The organism is Chryseobacterium sp. c4a, assembly GCF_009900745.1.
Lineage (GTDB): Bacteria > Bacteroidota > Bacteroidia > Flavobacteriales > Weeksellaceae > Chryseobacterium.
The window spans coordinates 262,760-285,025 of record NZ_WXVU01000004.1 but is presented as its reverse complement, the minus strand read 5'-3'; the positions used below and the strand labels follow the sequence as shown (position 1 = coordinate 285,025).

The 22,266-nt window shown below is 34.4% G+C and carries 21 protein-coding genes; 14 read left to right on the top strand and 7 right to left on the bottom strand.

Going from position 1 to position 22,266, the window contains the following annotated elements:
* The 12 genes from GTR01_RS08715 to GTR01_RS08660 form a co-directional block, all read left to right on the top strand.
* On the top strand, nt 1–621 hold a 621-nt coding region (locus GTR01_RS08715; protein ID WP_228452189.1), incomplete at its 5' end, for a hypothetical protein.
* Nucleotides 622–623: 2 nt separating this feature from the next.
* Nucleotides 624–1,496, top strand: coding sequence for a hypothetical protein (locus tag GTR01_RS08710; protein WP_160137446.1), 873 nt, complete (start codon nt 624–626; stop codon nt 1,494–1,496).
* Between the two features lie 266 nt (nt 1,497–1,762).
* Nucleotides 1,763–2,455 (top strand): hypothetical protein, encoded by a 693-nt coding sequence (locus tag GTR01_RS08705; RefSeq protein WP_160137445.1) that lies wholly within the window; start codon nt 1,763–1,765, stop codon nt 2,453–2,455.
* Nucleotides 2,439–2,825 (top strand): DUF2750 domain-containing protein, encoded by a 387-nt coding sequence (locus GTR01_RS08700; protein ID WP_160137444.1) that lies wholly within the window; start codon nt 2,439–2,441, stop codon nt 2,823–2,825. The genes GTR01_RS08705 and GTR01_RS08700 overlap by 17 nt, the downstream gene beginning before the upstream one ends.
* Nucleotides 2,825–3,208 carry a DUF2750 domain-containing protein gene (locus GTR01_RS08695; RefSeq protein WP_160137443.1) on the top strand — a complete coding sequence of 128 codons (384 nt, stop codon included), beginning with the start codon at nt 2,825–2,827 and terminating at the stop codon, nt 3,206–3,208. Before GTR01_RS08700 ends, GTR01_RS08695 begins: the two co-directional genes overlap by 1 nt.
* 196 nt (nt 3,209–3,404) lie before the next feature.
* Entirely contained in the window at nt 3,405–4,040 is a 636-nt protein-coding gene (locus GTR01_RS08690; RefSeq protein WP_160137442.1) for a hypothetical protein, read from the top strand.
* A 513-nt stretch (nt 4,041–4,553) separates the two neighbouring features.
* The gene (locus GTR01_RS08685; RefSeq protein WP_160137441.1) at nt 4,554–5,378 is read left to right on the top strand and encodes an AraC family transcriptional regulator; all 825 of its coding nucleotides are present in this window, start codon (nt 4,554–4,556) and stop codon (nt 5,376–5,378) included.
* A 77-nt stretch (nt 5,379–5,455) separates the two neighbouring features.
* Complete coding sequence (locus GTR01_RS08680; protein WP_160137440.1) at nt 5,456–6,049, top strand: NAD(P)H-dependent oxidoreductase; 594 nt, start codon at nt 5,456–5,458, stop codon at nt 6,047–6,049.
* Nucleotides 6,050–6,554: 505 nt separating this feature from the next.
* On the top strand, nt 6,555–7,142 hold the full coding sequence (locus GTR01_RS08675; protein ID WP_160137439.1) for a Crp/Fnr family transcriptional regulator: 588 nt from the start codon (nt 6,555–6,557) through the stop codon (nt 7,140–7,142).
* Nucleotides 7,143–7,197: 55 nt separating this feature from the next.
* Nucleotides 7,198–7,881, top strand: a complete 684-nt coding sequence (locus tag GTR01_RS08670; RefSeq protein ID WP_160137438.1) for an MBL fold metallo-hydrolase — start codon at nt 7,198–7,200, stop codon at nt 7,879–7,881.
* Between the two features lie 329 nt (nt 7,882–8,210).
* Nucleotides 8,211–8,801 (top strand): hypothetical protein, encoded by a 591-nt coding sequence (locus GTR01_RS08665; protein WP_160137437.1) that lies wholly within the window; start codon nt 8,211–8,213, stop codon nt 8,799–8,801.
* Nucleotides 8,802–8,816: 15 nt separating this feature from the next.
* The gene (locus tag GTR01_RS08660; RefSeq protein ID WP_160137436.1) at nt 8,817–12,812 is read left to right on the top strand and encodes a hypothetical protein; all 3,996 of its coding nucleotides are present in this window, start codon (nt 8,817–8,819) and stop codon (nt 12,810–12,812) included.
* A gap of 247 nt (nt 12,813–13,059) precedes the next feature.
* On the opposite strand, the gene GTR01_RS08655 is transcribed toward GTR01_RS08660, so the two are convergent.
* From GTR01_RS08655 to GTR01_RS08630, 6 genes are all read right to left on the bottom strand, one after another.
* The gene (locus tag GTR01_RS08655; protein WP_160137435.1) at nt 13,060–13,902 is read right to left on the bottom strand and encodes a M12 family metallopeptidase; all 843 of its coding nucleotides are present in this window, start codon (nt 13,900–13,902) and stop codon (nt 13,060–13,062) included.
* Between the two features lie 520 nt (nt 13,903–14,422).
* Nucleotides 14,423–15,331, bottom strand: coding sequence for a hypothetical protein (locus GTR01_RS08650; protein ID WP_185155108.1), 909 nt, complete (start codon nt 15,329–15,331; stop codon nt 14,423–14,425).
* 8 nt (nt 15,332–15,339) lie between these two features.
* Complete coding sequence (locus GTR01_RS08645) at nt 15,340–16,182, bottom strand: hypothetical protein (RefSeq protein WP_228452188.1); 843 nt, start codon at nt 16,180–16,182, stop codon at nt 15,340–15,342.
* A 12-nt stretch (nt 16,183–16,194) separates the two neighbouring features.
* The gene (locus tag GTR01_RS08640) at nt 16,195–16,683 is read right to left on the bottom strand and encodes a hypothetical protein (protein ID WP_160137434.1); all 489 of its coding nucleotides are present in this window, start codon (nt 16,681–16,683) and stop codon (nt 16,195–16,197) included.
* Entirely contained in the window at nt 16,674–17,099 is a 426-nt protein-coding gene (locus tag GTR01_RS08635; RefSeq protein ID WP_160137433.1) for a hypothetical protein, read from the bottom strand. The genes GTR01_RS08640 and GTR01_RS08635 overlap by 10 nt, the downstream gene beginning before the upstream one ends.
* Before the next feature lie 541 nt (nt 17,100–17,640).
* A complete protein-coding gene (locus tag GTR01_RS08630) occupies nt 17,641–18,561 on the bottom strand; it encodes a hypothetical protein (protein ID WP_160137432.1) in 921 nt (306 codons plus the stop codon).
* A 760-nt stretch (nt 18,562–19,321) separates the two neighbouring features.
* Between GTR01_RS08630 and GTR01_RS08625 the strand changes: the two genes are divergently transcribed.
* Nucleotides 19,322–20,200, top strand: a complete 879-nt coding sequence (locus tag GTR01_RS08625) for a heparin lyase I family protein (protein ID WP_160137431.1) — start codon at nt 19,322–19,324, stop codon at nt 20,198–20,200.
* 233 nt (nt 20,201–20,433) lie between these two features.
* Here the strand turns inward: GTR01_RS08625 and GTR01_RS08620 are convergent, their stop codons facing one another.
* On the bottom strand, nt 20,434–20,793 hold the full coding sequence (locus tag GTR01_RS08620) for a prevent-host-death protein (RefSeq protein ID WP_129057221.1): 360 nt from the start codon (nt 20,791–20,793) through the stop codon (nt 20,434–20,436).
* Nucleotides 20,794–21,114: 321 nt separating this feature from the next.
* Between GTR01_RS08620 and GTR01_RS08615 the strand changes: the two genes are divergently transcribed.
* Nucleotides 21,115–22,236, top strand: coding sequence for a lactonase family protein (locus GTR01_RS08615; protein ID WP_228452187.1), 1,122 nt, complete (start codon nt 21,115–21,117; stop codon nt 22,234–22,236).
* Nucleotides 22,237–22,266: the final 30 nt, after the last annotated feature.

The window sequence follows — 22,266 nt, the reverse complement described above, 5'->3', positions numbered from 1 at the left end:
AGAGTTGTTGATGGAAGAGAATTAGAAGGATTAGAATGGATACCATTGCCCGCATACGGAGCTGGTGCTGTAGTACCTCCACCACCAAACTCAGGATCGGTAACAAGAGGATCTGGCGTTTATGAAGAGGTAAAAAGAAATGCCATTAATAACTACAACGGTATAATGGGAATTGTAGGCAGTAGTATAAACAATGGTATTGCTGTAATGAGTGTAGTTTCTACTACTGGAATAGCCATTGGCAACCGAGTTCTAAATAGTGAAGGAGATAGTAAAGCAAAGGGAGGTAAAACTAAAAATGGAAAAACTGAAAAAGAAACAGGCTCTTATACCAATACCCATAAAAGTGGTAAAAAATATCATGGTAAAGGAGATAGAGAAAGAGCCAAAAAATCTGGCAATGAAAAAGCAAAACAAAATGAAGATCCTTTAGAAAGCACAGAATGGACTAAAGCAGAAAATGATAGGGAAGCCTTTAAACAGGAGTCTGAAAGATTAGATAAAGATGCCGAAGGAGATAAAAAAGGACATCAGAGCGATAAAAATTATAACAAACGTGATTCACCTGGAAAGAAATATAGAGAACAGGACGAGCAAAAAAAATTAAATAATAATAATTAAAAATGGCTGAAATAATTAAAGATGGGTTCACTTTTTATGATAGATTTCAAAAAGAAGATATTTTTACTTTTTTAACTGATAGCATTGAAGATATAAATAAGTCTATTGAATACATAAAGAAGAAGAAATTAAAATATGTTTCATTGAGTGAAAAATTACTGGAGAAAGTAGAAAATCTTGATTTTTTAGAAGAATTAGATTTTATTGAAGAAATATACATAAGTAAATATGATATAAATTACAATGGTATTTATAGCCTTAAAAATTTAAAAGCCTTATCAGTTATTTATCGAAAATCAAAACCTAATATAGATTATTCAAGATTTAAAAAATTGGAAGACCTTTCAATAGATTGGTATAATGCCGAAATAGATTTGTCAGAAAATAAAAATCTTAAAAAATTAGTTATTTGGAAATTTAAACCAAAAACAAAAACTTTTTCTTACATCAAACTACCTGATTCACTTGAAAGTTTTGAAATTACAGAAAGTAATGTCCAAAACTTTGATGGGTTGGCTCTTCCAAACTTGAAAAGTTTTGAGGGGCATTATTGCAGTAAATTAACTTCTTTAGATGGACTTAAAAAGAGTTCTGATAACCTACAATCATTTATATTAGGTTCATGTGGTAATCTCACAAATTATGATGATTTAAAACATTGTAAAAATTTAGAGAAAATTATTTTGACAAGATGTGGAGATATGCAGTCTTTATCATGGTTAAAACCGCTAAAAAAAGTTAAACATTTCACTTTCTTATATACAAAGGTTTTGGATGGTGATGTTAGTATCTGTTCAGAAATTAAATATGTTGCTTTTACCAATAGCCGTCATTACAATCACAAAATGGAAGAATTTAATGATAAATACAAATAGCATGAACTATAGCGATAGAATAAATGACCATGAAATTATTAATGAAAAGAAGGAAGTTTTTAAGATAATTGAAAACATGATTGTAGAGTAAAGGGTCTGAGTTTGGCGGAGATTTAAACATCTCTAATTCTATCATACCCAATTATAGATACTCTTCCCCTTTAGATTTTGCAAAACAAATTGGCGACGAAGAAATGGTAAAAATTCTTGAAGTATAAATTTTATAAACAACGAGTAGAGCTTATAATTTTTAATCGGCGTATTGCATGCAATACGCCTTTAGTGGAAACAGAGTAGTAGATGCCAGGGAGTTAGAAGGTTTAGAACCAGAGCAGGTAAATAAGTCCAGCCTGCCGGATAATCCTATGGACTTAACAGATTTTATTGTTGGTGGTGTCAATAGTATTAGAGCTGCTGTGTCTAATAGCGTTGGGAGAACGCTTAATGTTCTTACGAATGATGCTATAGACAGAAGATACGAAGTTGAAGAAAATGGGTCACTAACTTTACGAACCGGAGTTCGTAAGGAATCTTTAAAAGAGAAAGCTGTAAATGGAGCCTTTGACCTGGCTACAATAGGAATGGCAGTTGTTGGAGGGCCGGAAGGAGTGCTAACAGCTCAAGGGGGTAAAGCTCCTGCAATAAAAGCTATTGAAGAGGTTAAATCTTTAGCGAAGGCAGGAAGATCAGGAAAACAAGCAAGGCTAAAAGAACTAGGAAATGATCCTAAAGTAAGTAGTTTTAATCGAGGATGGATTAAAAATGAATTGCGGCATATCAAGAATGGGGATAGAAAAACCATAAGAAATCCCAGAAATTCAAGAAACTCAAAAACAAGAGGAACTGAGTTAGCGCATCCGCGAAAGCAAAGAGCAAAAGACGGTAATAGTTACAAGGATGCCAAGTTCCAAGATGCAGATTTACATAAATTAGAACATAAATATGGAGGGTACAAATAAAAAAATAGAGAACATTTTAAAAATGTCAGAAGATGAAAGATATGACTATTTCATCAGAAAAGTAGTGGATTTTGAACAATTATGGGGACTATCAAATGATGGGTGGGCTTTGCTTGGTGATAATGATGGAAATAGAATACTGCCTTTATGGCCAGAGAAAGAATTCGCTGCACTTTGTGCTGTTAATCAATGGAAAAATTACAAACCCGAGGTAATAACATTAGATAACTTTATAGAAAAATGGATTCCTGGAATGACTAATGATAAAACTTCAATTAATGTATTTCTAACACCAAATGCAAAAGGAACAGTAATTCTTCCAAATGACCTTTATTCGGATTTACAAGACGAATTAGAACAATATGAATAATGAATCAAAAAGAAATTGACAGCGTAATAGTTTTAGAACCTTTAGAAAGATATAAATATTTTATAAAAAAGGTAGCCGATGCAGAAGTGTTCTTTACTTTAATAGATAAGAATTGCGATTATGTATTATCTGAATTAGAAGAACAAAAACTGTTTCCAATGTGGAGTTCTATAGAATATGCTGAACTATGTAAAATAAATGGATGGGAACAACATATTGTCAAAACATTAGACTTGGATGATTTGGAGAATGAAATTATTGATTTTATAGCGAATGAAGGTTGTCTAATTAATGTCTTCCCAGTATATGATAACACAGGATTTGTTGTTAGCCTAACAGAATTTTCGAGAGATTTAGGTGCTGAGCTTAGTAAATATGGGTAATAAATTTTATTACGATTTTTTAATTTAATTGCCAAGCATGGCTCACAATCTACTTGGCTTTTGTTTGAATGGTATCCAATATAACAACAAATATTTTATGCTTACTGTAGGTGTTGTAGTTCAACACAGAGAGCGATTATTGTAGGAATGAAACCCGAGGTATTTTTCATAAAATAAGTGAATTAAATAAATGTATATGATAACATACAAAGGAATTCAAATAAATGTGGTAGATAATCTTTATGTGGAAACAAAAGAATTATATTCTTATATATCTAAAGAGATAAGAGTTGTCATCGGTAATAATCAACCTGAAAATTATATTGAAGTTATTAAATACCTTATAGATTATATTGTAGATAGTAAGCCTATTATTTCTGAAAACCAAAATATTGGTTATTACTCGTGGCTTTTACAATTTAGAATAGATGAGGACAACTGCTATGAGCTGTATGAAGCAAACGCTGATGGTAGTGGCTTTAATAAAGGTTGTGATACGACAATTTCGGTTGTTAGAAAACAAGGGGAATTATGTTTGGAGAACAACCTTACACCTCTTTTCCCAAACTTTAATCAGTCGGTTGTTATATCGGATGGTGTGTACGAAGGAAAAGATATTGAAGGTATTAGATATGATTCACCTCATGATGAGAGTGGATGGTATCTTATTACAGATGATTACGATGACAATATTAAGTCATTAAAAATGGTGCATTTTTATCATGTCGCTTTTGCTCGTCCTGATGTTTTGAAATATTTAGCAATACCTTTTGGACACAGATTTATCATGAAAGAAGGAAACATTGAAATATATAAAGATGAGGAGGAATAATTGTCTATTAAAATAATACTAGTAAAAGATAATTTTACTAATATGCTGATTATTTAGGATATTGTTTTCAATACCCTAAATTTTAAAATGAAAACAGCATCTCCGCTAAGCAAATAATCAGGCTGTTGTAGATAGGAAAGTCGGGTATTATCCTTTAGCGGTTATCTACAAAGAGAAAGATAAATATTATATAAAAAGTGACTTGATAAAAATGGAACGTACCGATTTAAAAGAAACTAAAAATGGATATCCAATACGTTGGGCAAAATCAAGTGATGATGTTCCAGACTCACCCCAGTAATTAAAGAATAATAAACACTAAATGAATTACGAATGATACAACAAATAAAGTTCTAATCTTGATTCGCATGCAAATTGGTTTTTAGTAAAAACTAAAGAAGGAAAAGAAGGATATATTCATAAAAGCAGGATAAAATCAAAGTAAAAATGCAAGAGACTAATGATGTGGGTTCTAATTTGATGTATTTTTCCTAAATTACTAGTCTATAAATAATGAAATCGGAAGCCCCAGCATATCACCATTACAGACTACCAGTTCCCAGCGAATTTGAGACGGTGTTTTCTCATTTTTATTTTGCAGAGAACAATTCAACAGATTCAATAACCAAAACCCTGTTGCCATCTTTTCAGACTATTATGGTCTTTAATTTTGGAACAAAAGCCCGATTGATTTCCAGCGCAGAAAACGGGATTGAAGTCGAAAAGTGTATTGTACTTGGCCCCATAAAGGCAGCTTTTGAATATATCCTTCCCCCTGGCGCGCAAATCTTAGTTGCTAATTTCAAAGGTGATGCTTTTTATCGCTTTTTTGGTAAAGCGTTTCTCTCTGACCACCTGCCAATACATCCTGATGAAGCAATGGAAGAAAATTGTTTTACCTATCTCTGGCATCAATTAAATAGTATTACAAATATTTCGGATAGAGTAGACTGCATTCTCAATTTTTGCAGACCTTATTTAAAACTACAGGATATCACTGCTGCTTTGCTGGCTAATTTTAATGACGACGCACTCAATCCCATCCAATCGATTGCAGAAGAAACCGGACAGACTGAAAGAAATATACAATTGATGCATAAAAAGCATTTTGGATATAGTGCAAAAGAAGTCAGCCGATACAAGCGTTTTGTAAAAGCAATCAGACAAATAGAACAAGTTCTTTTGTCATCGAAAAATGTGGATTGGTTAGAAATTATCGAAGAATGTGGGTATTATGACCAAAGCCAGCTTAACCACGATTTTAAGCATTTCATCAATCTTTCACCCAAAAATTTTGTAAGATTCCAGCAAGATATTTGTCAGGCTTCGGCTAAATAGTCTTTTCGTTTTCTTACAATTTTCCTGTTTCCCGCCATCCTACCTTTGTTTCATTCAATTACTTAAAAACAAAAAAAATGAAACATCTTATTATTTATGCCCATCCTAATAGGGCAAGTTTAAACCATCAATTTAAACAAACGGTTGAAGAAACACTATTGCAGCAAGAACATGAGGTTGTAGTCAGGGATTTGTACCAGCTTAATTTCGATCCTGTGTTATCCCTTGAAGATATTGACGGGCAACGCAGAGGTGTCGTTAGCGAAGCTATCAGAACTGAGCAGGAATACATTGCCTGGGCTGAAGTTGTAACGTTTATTTATCCGATATGGTGGACGGGTATGCCGGGCATTATGAAAGGATATATTGATCGGGTATTTAGCTATGGATTTGCTTATCGGTACGACAACGGTGTACAAAAAGGATTGTTAGCAGGCAAAACAGCTTACATTATCAATTCGCATGGAAAATCAAATACGGAATATCAGGAAATTGGAATGGATAATGCTTTAAAGCTTACCTCAGACACAGGGATCTATACGTACTGCGGTTTCGATATCAAGCAACATTTCTTCTTTGATCGTGCCGACCGTGCAACAGCTGAGAGTATAGAAACATGGAAAATGGAAATAGTGGATTCCTATGCCATTAGTGAGCCTAATCTTCTATAAGGATTAATACCTTTAACATGGAAAATGCTTTGTCCTGAAAAGGAACTACCAGTACTGCCAAAAGTTGTTGTTCCTCAATAATAATCAGGCCTTCTTTTTAAGGGAACTTTTTATATACCACAAAAAGGTTGATTTCATTAAACAGTGACCTACTTGGCATGCTCATTGTTAATGTTAAGAAAGGTTTTGAAGAGAAAACTTTATTTAACACCACATCATTTAACTAATAATACATTTTGAACTTTTGCCTCCCTATTGACACGGGAGGTTTTTTTATGTACTTAAATAGGAATCTTTGAAATAGAAGTTTACTTAAAATATGTAGCGCTGTACATCTATTTATTGCTAAAGTAAAGGAGATTTTAAACTGTTGCAAATAGAATCTACTTTTTAAAGTACAATAAATATTGGTATTGAATAGACAATAATGATTAGATTTGAGTGCTAAATTAGGTATATACCCCATAGAGGCAAAGAAAAATATAAAGGACAAAAAAGTTGCGATATGGCAGATGTATTGGAAAACTATCTATTATCAAATGGGAAACTACTGGCTGAGGAAATTAAGTTTTCTTTGCAATTCTTCAAATCAATTCGCCTAAAAAAAGGTGATTTTTTTATTCGTGAAGATGAAGTATGCAGCTATATTGGATTTGTTGCTAATGGTGCTGTAAAAGCGTATGCGATTGACAAAGAAGGAAAGGAAAATATAACCTGCTTCAAGTTTGAGAATGAATTTGTTACTTCGTTTCAGGAGTTTGTGGCGCAGGAAAAATCAAGAAGAAGCATCAGAGCTATAGAAGATAGTATAATCTATAGGATAAGTTATTTGGATTATCACCATCTGCTTAGCCAGGTAACCGCTTGGAATGATGTTATTAAATCGGTGATGGAGCAGGAGTATATCCAAAAGGAACATTATCTGCTGAATTATAATAATAAATCAGTTGTAGATAAATACCTTCATGTTCTTTCTAACGAAGTGATGTTGGTGCAACGTGTAACGACTCAGGATTTGGCATCCTACTTGGGGGTCACACAAAGATCACTTACGCGAGCGAAGGGGCAGATACATAAACCTAGTGTATTATAGGACAAATGTCCTTATGAAGCTCCTGAGGAACGAGGTAGATTTGCATAAAAAAAATATGTTAAGTCAAATTGCTCCTGAAGTGTTCCAGATTTCACTGATGCCAAGAAATAGTATCAATTGCTATATTATCGAAGGGGTGCTGGTAGATTCAGGAATACGAAGTTCTTATAACACTGTAAAGAAAGCTATTCAGAAAATTCCTGTTTATCAACATATACTGACCCATGCTCATGCAGACCACCAAGGTTGTAGTGATCAGATATGTGCAGAGTTTGCAATACCCTTACTCTGTCATCCTGAAGAAGTTTTAAGAACTGAAACGGGACTGGCTACCAAAGACTATCCTGATCCAGGACATTGGATAGCAAAACTTCAACAAAAGTTTTGGGCAGGGCAGGGACATAAAGTAGAACGCACAATTGTTGAAAACGATATGATTGGTAACTTTCGGGTTGTAGAGACACCAGGCCATTCGAGAGGTCATATTTCTTTATTCCGTGAGAGAGATGGAGTACTGATCATCGGAGATGTGGCGACAAATATGAACTTGCTTACTACAATGACTGGTTTGTGGCTTCCACCCAATATATTCACCTCTGATCAGCAGCTCAACATCCAATCGCTTCAGAAGTTGGCTCAACTAAATCCAGCCATTATATGCTTTGGCCACGGAGCGGTCATGCGAAATAGAGATCGAAAGTTTGAACAATTTGTGGATAAATGCAGCTTGGTTTTGTAAATATAAACTTTGCTGAAGCTAGGGTCTAAATAGAGGAGTTAATATATTTGAATGCGCAAACAAATGATCAACAAGTAAAATTTTCACGCACCTTCTTACGAAATTTTACCAAACGAATTTCTTTATAAAGCTTATACTTATTTCATTTATAAAGAATCTCATGAATACTTACAGAGCAAAATCTACGGTATTTGGAAAGATAATTTAATCAGGTTAAAAATTCAGTGCGGAAAAGTGAATTAAGCAAGTATCTTTGCAGCAATTTTAAATAAATTAATTATACATCTATGATTCGACGAGAACTACTTTTTTGTGGATCCTTATTTTTAATGTCTACGCTTTGTGCAGCACAAGTAGGAATTAATACTGCTAACCCGAAGGCCACGTTGGATATAACCTTACAGGAGGGATATTCTACAGGAGATAAAGCGGGTATTACAGTGCCATTACTTAGCGGTGATCAGATAGAAGCTATACATTCAGATAATATAAAACAGGGTACCTTAGTGTATTCTACAAGTCCGTCAACTGCTGTCTCCAAAGATGTTTATGGTATTGGGTATTGGTTTTGGAAAAATAACACTGATAAATGGGAACCTATCAACAGCAATTCACCCACCTTCTTTTATTCCCCATCAGTAGTGGTGAGCACAGATATTTCTGATCCTGGTTTTGGAACAATAGATTTGTATAATAATTATAAAAGCCAATTCAAAGCACCTATGGTGAGTAGTGTTGGTTCTGCAGGGTATATTAATACCTATAATAATAATCAATTAGAATACTATGTAACATGGTATGATCCTTCTGTTTTCACTAATGTAGCCATTTCAGAAGCAGGAATTCTGACTTATCAGCTTTCTGTTGGGGCTGATACCTCAAAACCTTCTTATATGAATGTTGTATTCGTTGTAAAATAATTTGCTGTTATATCAATGAAATATTTTATCAAAATTTTAGCTTCCATTACCCTTTTATTTGGAGCTGAATGCAATATATATGCTGCTGATTATTATTGGGTTGGTGGATCAGGAAATTGGAGTGATATTAATCATTGGCGAACTTCTTCAGGAGGAAATATACTTCCGGCGGTAGTTCCGGGAAAAACGGACAATGTTTTTTTTGATGTTAATTCCGGATTCACTTCAGGAAGCAAAACTGTTACAGTAAATGTAGTTGCCAATTGCCACAATATTATTTTTTCAGGAAGTAAAGTAGCTCCTACAATAGAATCTGTAACGGGTACCAATGCTTTGAATATTTTTGGCTCATCAGAATGGCAGAGCGGGATGAGTCATAAAATTATAAACACAAATTATCAGAATAACAATGAAAATAGAACCATAAAAAGTAACGGAGTAGTAACCGGCGATAACGGTTCAGCAGCAGTTGTTAATTTTTATGAAACTCAATCCATTAGTTTATTGGATAATTTTAATGTAAGATCCAATTTGTATCAATATGCGGGAACTTGGAACACCAATGGTTTTAGGGTAGACTTGGGATCTGATTTTGAATCTCAGCCCACTTCTTTCCAGAAAGCGATTAATCTTGGCAGCTCTCATATCTATCTTAATGGTATTATCTCCTCTTTTAATACAAAGGCAGGCAATACGGTTTTAAATTCAGGAACTTCAGTTATTCATTTTACAGCTCAGATAACCAATTCAAATATTTCTTATGGTATTCAGGGTTCTGCGGGGCAGACCTATTATGATGTTATTTTTGAAAACCCTTTATCAACAGGTGTAGCAATTGGCCCGGGAGGAACATTATTAAAGCCTCTTAATTTTCATAATGTTGAACTTAAAGGTGGTGGCTATATTTATGGTTTTAATCATTATAACCAGCTTATTCTGGCTCCCACTAAGACCTTTTATTTGGACTCTAACACGAATCAGATAATTGATTCATTATTTTCCCTGAATACTCCGGCCTGCGAAGGATGGTCAACAATTAAAAGCATATATGATGATTCTACTGCGAATATAACGATGCCATCCGGGTCTTTGGTTCAGGTATCAGGAGTGGTTATGAAAGATATTAAAGCATCTGGTGGTGCCGGTTTTATTGCTTCCAATTCTATTAATAATGGAAATACTTCCGGGTGGAGTTTTCCTTCCTATACAGGACAAACTCTTTATTGGGTCGGAGGCTCGGGTAACTGGAATGATAAACTTCACTGGTCTCAGACTTCAGGTGGAGTTGGTGGATATTGTGTTCCGGGGCCTGGTGATAATGTATTTTTTGATAGCGGTTCCGGATTTACCTCAGGAAGTAAAACAATTACTGTTGACAATGTTTCCTACTGTCATAATATAACTTTTTCAGGAAGTGCTGTGGCTCCTACAATCGTATCTTCAACCGGAACAAATACATTAAATATTTATGGCTCATCAGAATGGCAGAGTGGTATGCGCTATGGAATTGATATCACAAATTATCAGAATAACAATGAGCATAGAACTATAAAAAGTAATGGAGTAGTTATTGGTGAGAGTGCCTGGTCTGGTACAGTTAATTTTTATGAAACTCAGTCCATCAGTTTATTAGATGATTTTAGTGTCCGATATGTCTTGTATCAATATGCGGGAACATGGAACACTAATGGTTTTAGGGTAGACTTGGGATCTGATTTTGAATCTAAATCCACTTCTTTCCAGAAAACGGTTAATCTTGGCAGTTCTCATATCTATCTTAATAGTATTATTTCTTCTTTTAATACAAGGGCTAACAATACGGTTTTAAACTCAGGAACTTCCGTTATCCATTTTACAGCTCAGGTAACCAGTTCAAGTATGTCTTATGGAATTCAGGGTTCTCCGGGACAGACCTATTATGATGTGATTTTTGAAAATCCTTTATCAACGGGTACAGCAATTGGTATAGGAGGAACATCATCAGCTTCACTTAATTTTCATAATGTTGAGCTTAAAGGTGGTGGTTATATTTATGGTTTTAATCATTATAACCAGCTTATTCTGGCTCCCACTAAGACCTTTTATTTAGATTCTAATACGAATCAGACAATTGATTCATTATTTTCCCTGAATACTCCGGCCTGCGAAGGATGGTCAACGATTAAAAGTATGGATGAGGGTTCGGCTGCTAATATATCTATGCCATCCGGATCTTTGGTTCAGGTATCAGGAGTGATTATGAAGGATATTAAAGCATCTGGTGGTGCCGGTTTTATTGCTCCCAATTCTATTAATAATGGAAATACTTCCGGGTGGAGTTTTCCTTCTTATACAGGACAAACTCTTTATTGGGTAGGAGGCTCGGGTAACTGGAATGATAAACGTCACTGGTCTCAGACTTCGGGAGGAGTTGGTGGATATTGTGTTCCGGGGCCTGGGGATAATGTGTTTTTTGATGGTGGCTCCGGATTTACTTCAGGAAGTAAAACAATTACTGTTGACAATATTTCCTACTGTCATAATATAACCTTTTCAGGAAGTGCTGTAGCTCCTACAATTGTATCTTCAACCGGAACAAATACATTAAATATTTATGGCTCATCAGAATTGCAGAATGGTATGCGCTATGGAGTTGATACTACAAATTATCAGGATAATAATGAACATAGAACGATAAAAAGTAATGGAGTAGTTATTGGTGAGAGTGCCTGGTCTGGTACAGTTAATTTTTATGAAACTCAGTCCATCAGTTTATTGGATGATTTTAATGTCAGATATAAATTAAGTCAATATGCCGGAACATGGAACACCAATGGTTTTAGGGTAGACTTGGGAGGCGATTTTGCATCTCAGTTCACTTCTTCCCAGAAAACGGTTAATCTTGGCAGTTCTCATATTTACCTTAATAGCTTCATTTCTTCTTTCAATACAAAGGGATCCAATACGATTTTAAACTCAGGAACCTCTGTCATCCATTTTACAGCTCAGGTAACCAATTCAAGTACTTCTTACGGGGTTCAGGGTTCAGCAGGACAGAGCTACTATGATGTAATTTTTGAAAACTCATTATCAACAGGTGCCGCGATTGGCCCGGGAGGAACAGCATTAAAGCCTCTTAGTTTTCATAATGTCGAACTTAAAGGTGGCGGCTATATTTATGGTTTTAACAAATATGATCAGCTCACCCTCAGTGCAGGGAAATCCTATGTATTTGAGGCCGGAAGTACCCAAACTGTTATTTCAAAATTATATGCATCGGGAAATCCATGCTATATCATTTATCTTTTAAGCTCAGTTTCAGGAGCAAAAGCTAATTTAGATGTTCAAGGTGGTTCGTTAAATTTTGACTTTGGAAATATTAAAGATATCAATGCTGTACAGTCTATGCATTATGGAGAGAAGTCTACCAATGCAGGAAACAACACGAATATTGTTTTTGAACCCTATAATCCTGGTAGCTTCGAAGGGCTGGGAAATGATTGGAATTGTCATGAATATGATAATGCCAATGTCAATTCGTATACGCTAAGTGCTGATAGCTTTTTCCCTAATCCATCCACCACACTCAAATGGACAAAAATTGATGATCCGGATCATACAGATATATTGGGCTCAGGTTCAAAGTTTGATCTTCGGCCGTATGGTTATGGAACCTATCAGCTTGATGTTACTTATTCTACAGCAGGCTCTCCTGACTATTGTACGGTTACGGAGCAAATTACTATAAACAGAAAGACGGCAGTACCTTCTACAAATACTGCTAAGGCATGTAAAAAGGCTAATAATACATTAGGAGATATTGTAGTTTCCGGACAGGATATTAAATGGTATAAAGATGAAACCTCTTTATTAGCACTTCCTCTTTCTACAGCTATTACAGATGGACAAACATATTATGTAACCCAAACGGATAACAACTGTGAAAGTAACAGGAATTTATATAAGGTTCAAATTACAAATTGTCAATCACAAAGTATGATAAACCCCGCACTTCCTTTTAGAACAAAGTAATGGGTAGGTATAATAAGACATATTTTGCATGATATTTTTCTATTCATTTTGAATGAATTGGAAAGCAAAACGGCAAACATCTTAGATGTTTGCCGTTTTTGTATCGTAGAATTATCCAAAAGACTTTTTTCCAAAATTTAATTCGTTGAAGTCTATAGAAAATTATTCTGTTATATACCGATAGTGAATAAGTAGAGTCTACCCTGATAGTACTCAAGGCAGACTCATATTGAGATAAGTAGATTTGTTATTTTGGATATACTGTTGCGATGAATTGTTTGTCTGTAGGAGATAAAACGGTGTTATTACCTACACTGAAGCCATTTGTAGTCAACGTTGAGCTGATGCTATAATGCATAATTGATAATTTATCATAAGCACTATATTGTGTTTGGGAAGTTGAATATTTGGCGAAAAGGTTATTATCTACCTGAGCTTGGCTCCAGTAATTTGGATACCCTGCGTAATAAGCATATACCTTTGGCTTATCCCATGGAATAGCAGCTAAAGGATGTTGGTGTTCGTGTATCATCCCAAGAGCATGACCGAATTCATGTATCGTTGTTCTGCTGAACTCGCTATCACTTGTTGAATCATTAAACCAGCCGAAGTTCATTGTTTCTTTATTGGAAGCGATACTGAGAGCATCTTTTCCTATATAAGAATAAGAACCTGCGTTAGGAGTGAAGGTAACACGGATCTGTGCTGTTCCACTAGTGATAAAGTTGAATTTGATATTGGCATATTGAGACCATTCATTAGCATATTGCATCACTTTGTTACGAACTTTGGTAGTTCCTCCGTTAAGGCTTACAGTGATAACACTTCCATTTGGCCATTTTTTACTGGTAATAACAGCTCCTTTTGATGCTGCTCCGGGAAAATAATCCTGTCCGGGAAGGTAAACATCTTTACACATTTGTGTATTTTCAAAACCTGCAGGAATATCTGCTTGAGGCACAGCTTGTAATCCTGAAAGAGTCTGCTGTGGCTGTGAGTTTTTTTCTTCTACACTGTCATTTGTAGTATTACATGATACTACAGCCAGTGAAATAAATGTTCCCAATAAAATCTTTTTGTGTAATTCCATAATGCTGGTGTTTTATGTTGATTAATGTTTTTTAAACTATGATTTTGAGCAAATAATTTACTCTGTAGAGAATTAAAACTATAATAAAAAACAATGCTCTTTCTTTTTTTCTTTTGTAAATTAAGTTTGAAATGTATCTACACAGATACTACATTTCATTGAGTTGCCCTTCTATAAAGGAAAACAAGCAATGTGAAATTATTTAATTAAAATTTTGAATAATCTTAAATTGACATTTTTATTTGATTATTGAATGAGATTAAGTCAATTTAGGATTGTTGTTTTGTCTTTATTTTTCCGTTTTTATTGAGTAATTAGCATTAAATTCAAAATTAAGTGATTTAATCGTGGTGTTGTTTGGTTGTTTTGAAGTGAAAGTGAAAATTGTTTTAAATGATTTTTTGTTGTAAAAAGGTCTAGCATAAAAGTCTATAAATAAAAAAATCGACCGGAAACTCCCAGTCGATTTTTAAAGTGTTTGTATAGAAAAAATGATATGGTTTATAGATTGGATATTTCTTTATTGTTCTACAATGGTTAACGAATTATAGACACCGCTGCTGGAAACATCAAATTGGCTGATAGTACCATCAAATGCTACTGTGATCCAGGTGAAAGGTCTTAATTTATCTCCTTTGTTCAAATAAACACTTACTGTACAAGCAGAGCCTACAGGAACAGCGTTAGGGCTTGCTCCGGTATCGGAAGCATATCCGTTATTGGTTTTTACCCTTTGAGTAATGGTACCTGCTGCATTTCTTACTTCCCAGATAGCTTCAGTTTGATTATTTCCACCGGTATTTACCTGACTGGATTGCAATGCAAAAGTAAAAGTAGCAAAATAGACTCCGGTGCGGGGAGCGATAAACTCACCTGTAGCAGGATTAAAATTACTGGTAGGAACACCGGAATCAGAATCCAGCTTTTCTGTCCAATTGGTAAGATAGGATGATCTTCTCTGCATAATTCCAGATTTAGTTCCTATTTCTGAAGAATTCCCACTTTCAAATACATAAGTGTCTTGAGTAACTTTATTAGCCATAACAACAATACGAGGTTTGCCTTTTGGGAAAAAACTTACCCAGTTTGTGCCGTCTGAAAATTCCAGATATCCCTTAACTCCAATAGCCGGACTTGCAACATAGCGTAAAGCACCAGCGCCTGCCTGTGCTGCTGTTTTATCCGTATTTCCTATTGCAACCGAACCATTGGTTCCGCTTCGTAAATCTATGGCAACTTTCGGATTGGCAACCAATACACCTAATTTACCTGTATTATCTATGATTACCTTGCCAGCATCAGTTTTAATTTCAACAGGAGAGGTAGGATTGTCTACACCCATCCCTATTTGAGCATTAGCTTGAGCCCAGAAAAGAAAAAGAACCAAAGCACTGGCTGATTTTTTTATTTTATAATGTTGTTTCATCATGGTGGTGTTTATAGTTCGCTAATACTTAAATTGTTGAATTTTCCATCGTTCAAGGTATTTCTTGCAGAACCTATATTGTGTTTAACACTAAATTTAATAGTGTTGCCGGATTTAAGGTTAAAAATTGCATTACAGTTTCCGCTTATATAATTACTCACTGCTCCAGCCTGAAATGCCGGGTAAGAATTAATGGTTTTATAAGTCTGAATATTCTCAATATTGCGATCGCTTTCTATGGCCGTTTCTATAAACGTATTTTTCGGAATATTCCCATTATCTAAAGTAATATTGAAAGACACAAGATAAAATCCATCACGAGGAGCTGTAAAAATACCTGTAGAAGGATTAAAATCACCATTAGGAGTTGTTCCCAGATCTACAGTTTCAGTCCAGCCTGATAAATAGACCGTAGAATTGCTTCCAATACTCTGAGCACTGCTTTTATAAGCATTTACAAGAGCTTTGGTAGGAGGAGTAAGCGGAAGAGCGATCCACTGCTCACCGTCAGAATATTCTAAAAAACCACCGGAGTTATAGCGTATTGCTCCTATACCGGATTCACTTGGGGTCTGAGTACCGGTTCCAAGACCAATGAGCCCTTTATTGTCTGCGGAACGAAGATCTACCTTGGTAATAGGATTTAACCCCCCAACTCCTAAATTCCCTGTTGAGCTTACCACTACATCATTCGACAATTTTGCAGCGTCTGGAGAAGATCCATTATCTTTTCCGGCATCAATTTGTAAAGGCTGCAGTGGAGTATTAGTAAATAACCCAACTTGAGCAGCTATTTTACCCGATGAAGAAAATAGAACAAAAACTAGTAGCTGATTGATGATGTTAATTTTCATAATGATCTATTTTTAATGTTCTATAATGGTTAAATTATTAAATCCATCATCCGGATTCGTGGGATCTGCAGGATTCGTGGTAACTCTAAGTGCTACCGAGCCACTTGATACCAGATTATGCCAAAGCCTGGTTGCTACTTTAGTACCTGTGGTTAAAGTAAGGGTCACAGTACTTGATCCTCCTGCTTGGGTGGATCGGGTAGAGTTGGCATCATCAGCGGTACCTGTCATAGATTGACCAAACGTTTTATAAACAGAGGCAAGGACTGTATTGGTGGAGGTATTATAAAATTGTGATTCAACTCTGGAACCATCATTAATAACTGCACCATTAAAATTAAAAGTCAAAAGAAATGTATAGGTACCATCACGGGGAGCGGTAAAAATACCTGATGCAGCATCAAAGCTATTGCTCATATCTCGCACCAGACTCCAATTACCAATCGTAGTAGCCGTATTCTGTGTTATTGACTGGCTGGTTATTTTACGAGCTACAACCACTGCCTTTTGGGAGCTACATAAGCTTTATGCCAAACCAATCCGTCAGAAACTTCAATTTTAGGCCCTATGGGTACATTGACTACATCATATCTTACAGCGCCTGCACCTGCTTCTGCAGCAGTCATGGTCGTTGTATTAAGTCCTAAAGCATTTTCATTCCCTGCAGATCTCATATCAAGCTTTACCAGAGGATGAAGGACTCCTGCTCCAATAAAACCTGTTGCCTTATCAACAATAATATCATTAGCAGCTTGTATGGGAAGCGGATTTCCACTGGCAGGATTATCTCTTGCTCCATCTATATGTAAAGCTCCTTGGGGACTAGCCGTACCTATGCCAATTTGAGCAAATGCAGGATTGATACATGAATAAAATACTCCCAAGCTGAGGAGTAGCTGACGTATTTTTTCTTTCATTTATTTGGTTTTTTTGTTTGGTTTATAGTGAAATCTTGATAAAATGACCATTACCCATACAGGATGATAACATTCAGTTATTGATGTAAAAAAGGATTTTCTGATGTTTTTTTTACTTCATCTATCAATGTAAGACAGTTTTATAAGTTTTTTAGGATTTTAAAATTTAATATAATGGATGAACTTTTCATATTTAATGAAAGCTCAAAATTATTGTATTAATCTAATATATAGGGTGTTGTGAGCGTAGATATAATTCGATGGTATTCTGGATGTAACTCTATAGGTAAGCAGAAAAAACCTTAATCATCCGATAAGAAGCATAAGGTTTAAGATGTTATAGATGAAGGAAATATCTTCACAAGAACATAGGATTTGAAAAATTGGAGAACTCAAAACAGTACCCTAACTAATAAAGTAAGGTACAACGAGAATTTTATGATGCGGTTTTTTATTAATGTTGGGGGAATAGTATCCGGTATCTTCCAGATAGAATTATTTCAATGTAAAAGTTAATAAAAGATTTAGATGAGTTCTGTTTTTATTCTCCAAATAATTTCAGGGGCTTTTTGGGTGCATATTCAATAATGCGTAGGTCTATCATTTTTTTGGTATGAAAAATGACCTCATTCGGGAAACAGAAATTGATGTTCATAAGCTGTAATTCATCATATACTTTGGTTTTGAAGCAAGCGGTATTTCTGATGATTTCTTTAATCTTATCCTTTAATAACCTGTTGAGTCCAATATTTAACTTTGCAAAGTCGTTCAATAATTTTTCGTCGATATTTTTATACCCTACTTCAAAAATAATTTTATCTTCAATTTTTGTAAACAATTCATTGGGGATTCGCAGAACGCTTATTTCATTGAATTCATTTTCATCTGGATAGTAATCAAATAACCCCGACCAAAACTTCATAAGTGAAGAAATGGATATAAAATGGAACTTGGGATCCTCATTCAGCTTATCCCTTTCGATATAGGCTAGCCAGACAGGCATAAGAATAGAATTTTGAAGATTGCTTAATGCTTCTAATTCACTTATATAAATTGAAAAAAAAGTGTCCTCATTATTATGAAAAGCAATTTTTTTACGACATTTAACATCAAACAAAATGGTTCCCATATCTTTTATATTAACAAGATAATCGGCTCTCTTTGATTTTGTTTTTTCTAATAATATTCCTGAGCGCTCTATACCAAAAGGACCTTGTCCAATATATAAATAGGGGATGTTATTCTTTTCGAGAAGCTCTTTGAACCGGAGTTCCCCTCTAAGCCCGTCTTGCTCAGTAGAGGATAAAAAGTTAAGAATCTCAATACCGTTAAATTTGTTTTCGTGGTCAAAGACATTATAGTGATTTGTAGAATATGATTCTGTTATTTTAGAACGATTCCGTGAATCTCCTTTACAAACCAGGATAGAATTTTTTTCATAATTAAAATCAATGTAGCTCATTTGTTCTGTGTTTTTATTTATAATTATAAAACCACATAGGGAAAGCAAATGCGGTTTTACCAATTAGGTGTACGATAAATTTAAAAAAAATAATTCTAATAGTAGTGATGAATTTGTGTAAAAAAATAAATTTTTACTCTTATTGATAAGGTATTTTTATGAAAGGTGAATGAAAAATAGATCCTGAAAAATTATCTTTTCGTATTGCTGATAGAAGCTGTACCTTGAATTATTATAAAGCGGCTGTATCAGGAATGGTTATTATTTGTATTTAATATAAGAGTGTATCTAAGAGCGATACTGGTATTTTTCCAAATATCAAAAAAAATCCTCGAATGACTTCGAGGATAAAAACTAATAACCATGAAAACTCAAATTAAATATGAGAATCGGGTGCAAATTTAATACAAATTAATTTAATGGGCAATTGTAGTTATCAATGACTCATATTGTGAATTTGATTTGCTTTTAAAAAATAATTAAGTAGATAGAGGTTAAATTAAAATTAAGATATATTAATATTGTTTATTTTTGAATTTAATATTGTCTAAATGGTATTATGTGATAATTTTTTTATTTTTAGAAGAATAACAGAAAATTGATTCTTACTAAAAAGACGTAGCAGATGGAAAACACTATATAATAAGAATGTATTTTCAGGTAATAAAAATGCCTTGTAACCATTTAACTTCCAAAACAACTTTACATCTATGCTAAAAAAGCAGAACAGCTTTTAATATCTATTTGTTAAATAAAAAAAATGATAAACCCTATTAAACTCAATTGGTCTCATGCAGGCAGAAAGAGAGCTTTTTTACTTCTTGCCACTATGTTGTCTGGAAGTTATACAAACGCTCAATCTGTTGGAGATGTACTACTGAATATTAACTATGAAAATGGTACTCCTGATTCTGGAATTACAGGATTGAATGTAACCAATGCTACAGCAGCAGATGCCGCTTATATAGTGCAGCCAGGAGCAACCGGTAATCATGCCATTGCTCACAAAGTGGTGTATGGTGATTCAGGCTATTATTCCAATGAAAACTGGAGAAGTGAAAGTTCAACCAATCAATATAGAATAGCCAACTTCTATCCTGGTGATGAGCGCCGTTATGAATTTAGTGTGTTGTTAAAAGACTGGACACCTTGGAAATCGGGAGATCCAACCAATGAAACAAATATTTTTCAGCTGAAAATGTCTGGTGGGGCAGGAGTGCCACTCCAGGTAAGAACACAGCGAAATGCTATGCGACTAAGATTTGCAATAGATAATAATGTCCCTCCTGTAGATATCATACCAGATGTAAGACCCTATGTTAACCAATGGATTCACTTCAGAATTGATGTGAAATGGGCAGATACTGCTATCGGATATATGAAGACTTATATGAAACTGCCTAATCAAATTAACTATGTTTTGGTAGATGATAAAACAAATTACACAACCTATAATAAAGGTCCGGTGGGTGGAGATCACGGATATATTAAATGGGGAGTATATGTAACACCTCCGGATATTACACGTATTGTTTATCATGATGATATAAAGGTTATTTATCTGGGTGGCCCGGCTGTTCCATCTTTTGAACAGAAACCTGCCGAAATAGTATATGCCAGTAAGACTCATTTACCTTGAAATAAATCATTTAAACTATGATACAGCCTGGAAATTTTAAAGCTTCCAGGCTTACTATATATGATTGTCTCAAATGATTTCAGTGATGAAATGAAGTAAATTTATTAGGAAAATACTTTTCCGTCATTGGAAAGTATGATAAGCATTCCAATGATGAAAAATATAGATAAATTTATTCAGATTGACCCCAAAAGAGATGTTGGTGTCAACGAGGAAATCAATTGCAAAAAATATTAATTAAGATTATAATTTGCAATTACCAGACTCAATATAAAATGTACATAATTCTGATCTGTTTCTTGTCTGTTGATCAGTTTGTTTTTGTACTCGTAAGAATTTAAAGCCTGTGTTAATTTCTGATATGTCTCAAAATTGTCATCCTTGATTTTTACCCTTATGTTACCATCCTTTCTGTTAATAAGTTCATTGTCTAAAGTTCTTACTTTAAATAAAACATTAGATAGTTTTGGACGGAAATTCATAGCCCCGATATATCTTTCAACAATATTGATTTTGAATGTATCAAATATGATGTTGTGAAAAACAATTTTAGAGTTAGGCTCTTGAGTATTGAGCTCGAGCTTATAATTCATTATAATTTAAATTTTAGTAAAGATAGACTTAATTATATAATAATAAAGCCTTGTTAATAGATCATTCCTCTAATCATGATAATACGTTATCTGTGATTGAAATGAATGAGTAAAGATAAAGTTTTTTATTGATAAAAAAGTATGAGAAGAGTAAATATAATGTATTAATACCTACTTGGGATGTGCAATAAAGCTAAGAATTACTTTGCTGTAAGGATATTTAAAAATATTTTTTGATTTAAATATTTAATACCAAAGAAAATATTTAAATTTATAGCTCTCACGATTTTTCCAAAACATTCAAAAAACTAATAAAAAAAATTGAAGAAAATACTAAGCACAACGCTTGTCATTTTAGCAAGCTTAAAATTGTGTGCACAAAATACCTATGTGTTTTTCGGGTCATTTAATCATGATAAACAAACCGAAGGAATCTATGTCTATGAATTGGATACACTCAAAGGAAAGCTCTCTAAAGTAACATCCGTAAAAGGAGTTTTAAACCCATCATTTTTGACCTTATCACAAGATGGTAAATATGTTTTTGCCTGTACTGAAAGCAAAACAAAAAATGCAGGAAGTGTGAGCAGTTTTGAGTTTAATCCGGAAAAAAAATCCCTTACTTTTATCAATAGCCAGAAAAGCGGCGGTGAAAACCCCGTGTATTTGTCAACACATAAAAATGGAAAATGGCTAATTAATGGAAACTATACGGAAGGAAGTGTCTCCGTTTATCCTATTTCTGAAAATGGCCGGATACAACCGAGTGTTCAGAATTTTCAATTTTCAGAAGGTAGTGTAAATCCGGATAGACAGGATAGGGCTCACATTCATTCTACCGTGTTTTCTCCCGATTTTAATTATGTGTTTTTACAGGATCTGGGAGCTGATAAAATCAGAGCATATCGATTTCAAAATGATCAAAAAGAACCCATGGCGGAAGCTGAAAGACCTTTTACTTCAACAAATTTAGGAAGTGGGCCGAGACATTTTACCTTCCATCCCAACGGAAAATTAGCCTACTGTATTGAAGAGATGGGTGGAGCGGTAAGTGTCTACAAGTATGATAACGGAAAACTGGAGCCTATCCAGAGAATCAATACTCATTCTGATCAGTTTAAAGACGATTTTGAGAGTTCGGATATCCATATTTCTCCGGATGGCCGTTATCTGTATGCTTCAAATCGTGGCCATGAAAATAATATCGCCATATTTTCAATTTTGAATGATGGTACTCTAAAAACAGTAGGATATCAATCCACAAAAGGCAACCACCCAAGAACCTTTACGATAGACAGTACCGGAAAATTTTTAATTGTAGCACATCCGGTAAGTGGAACAGCTGTTGTTTTTAAACGAAATGCAGAAACTGGATTGCTGAAAAAAGCAGGCCGGGAAGTAAAACTGAACGGAGTTTCTACTGTACAAATCAGAAAGTATTAGCTTTCCATTGTTGGTAATAGAAATAAAAAA

Bases quoted from the DNA above. Each gene is read 5' to 3' on its own strand.
- GTR01_RS08680 (WP_160137440.1), top strand. From the start codon at position 5,456: ATGAAACATCTTATTATTTATGCCCATCCTAATAGGGCAAGTTTAAAC.
- GTR01_RS08710 (WP_160137446.1), top strand. From the start codon at position 624: ATGGCTGAAATAATTAAAGATGGGTTCACTTTTTATGATAGATTTCAA.
- GTR01_RS08700 (WP_160137444.1), top strand. From the start codon at position 2,439: ATGGAGGGTACAAATAAAAAAATAGAGAACATTTTAAAAATGTCAGAA.
- GTR01_RS08695 (WP_160137443.1), top strand. From the start codon at position 2,825: ATGAATCAAAAAGAAATTGACAGCGTAATAGTTTTAGAACCTTTAGAA.
- GTR01_RS08645 (WP_228452188.1), bottom strand. From the start codon at position 16,182: ATGAAAATTAACATCATCAATCAGCTACTAGTTTTTGTTCTATTTTCT.
- GTR01_RS08705 (WP_160137445.1), top strand. From the start codon at position 1,763: ATGCAATACGCCTTTAGTGGAAACAGAGTAGTAGATGCCAGGGAGTTA.
- GTR01_RS08655 (WP_160137435.1), bottom strand. From the start codon at position 13,902: ATGGAATTACACAAAAAGATTTTATTGGGAACATTTATTTCACTGGCT.
- GTR01_RS08650 (WP_185155108.1), bottom strand. From the start codon at position 15,331: ATGATGAAACAACATTATAAAATAAAAAAATCAGCCAGTGCTTTGGTT.
- GTR01_RS08665 (WP_160137437.1), top strand. From the start codon at position 8,211: ATGTCTACGCTTTGTGCAGCACAAGTAGGAATTAATACTGCTAACCCG.
- GTR01_RS08690 (WP_160137442.1), top strand. From the start codon at position 3,405: ATGATAACATACAAAGGAATTCAAATAAATGTGGTAGATAATCTTTAT.
- GTR01_RS08685 (WP_160137441.1), top strand. From the start codon at position 4,554: ATGAAATCGGAAGCCCCAGCATATCACCATTACAGACTACCAGTTCCC.
- GTR01_RS08635 (WP_160137433.1), bottom strand. From the start codon at position 17,099: ATGAAAGAAAAAATACGTCAGCTACTCCTCAGCTTGGGAGTATTTTAT.
- GTR01_RS08630 (WP_160137432.1), bottom strand. From the start codon at position 18,561: ATGAGCTACATTGATTTTAATTATGAAAAAAATTCTATCCTGGTTTGT.
- GTR01_RS08660 (WP_160137436.1), top strand. From the start codon at position 8,817: ATGAAATATTTTATCAAAATTTTAGCTTCCATTACCCTTTTATTTGGA.
- GTR01_RS08625 (WP_160137431.1), top strand. From the start codon at position 19,322: ATGATAAACCCTATTAAACTCAATTGGTCTCATGCAGGCAGAAAGAGA.
- GTR01_RS08670 (WP_160137438.1), top strand. From the start codon at position 7,198: ATGTTAAGTCAAATTGCTCCTGAAGTGTTCCAGATTTCACTGATGCCA.
- GTR01_RS08620 (WP_129057221.1), bottom strand. From the start codon at position 20,793: ATGAATTATAAGCTCGAGCTCAATACTCAAGAGCCTAACTCTAAAATT.
- GTR01_RS08675 (WP_160137439.1), top strand. From the start codon at position 6,555: ATGGCAGATGTATTGGAAAACTATCTATTATCAAATGGGAAACTACTG.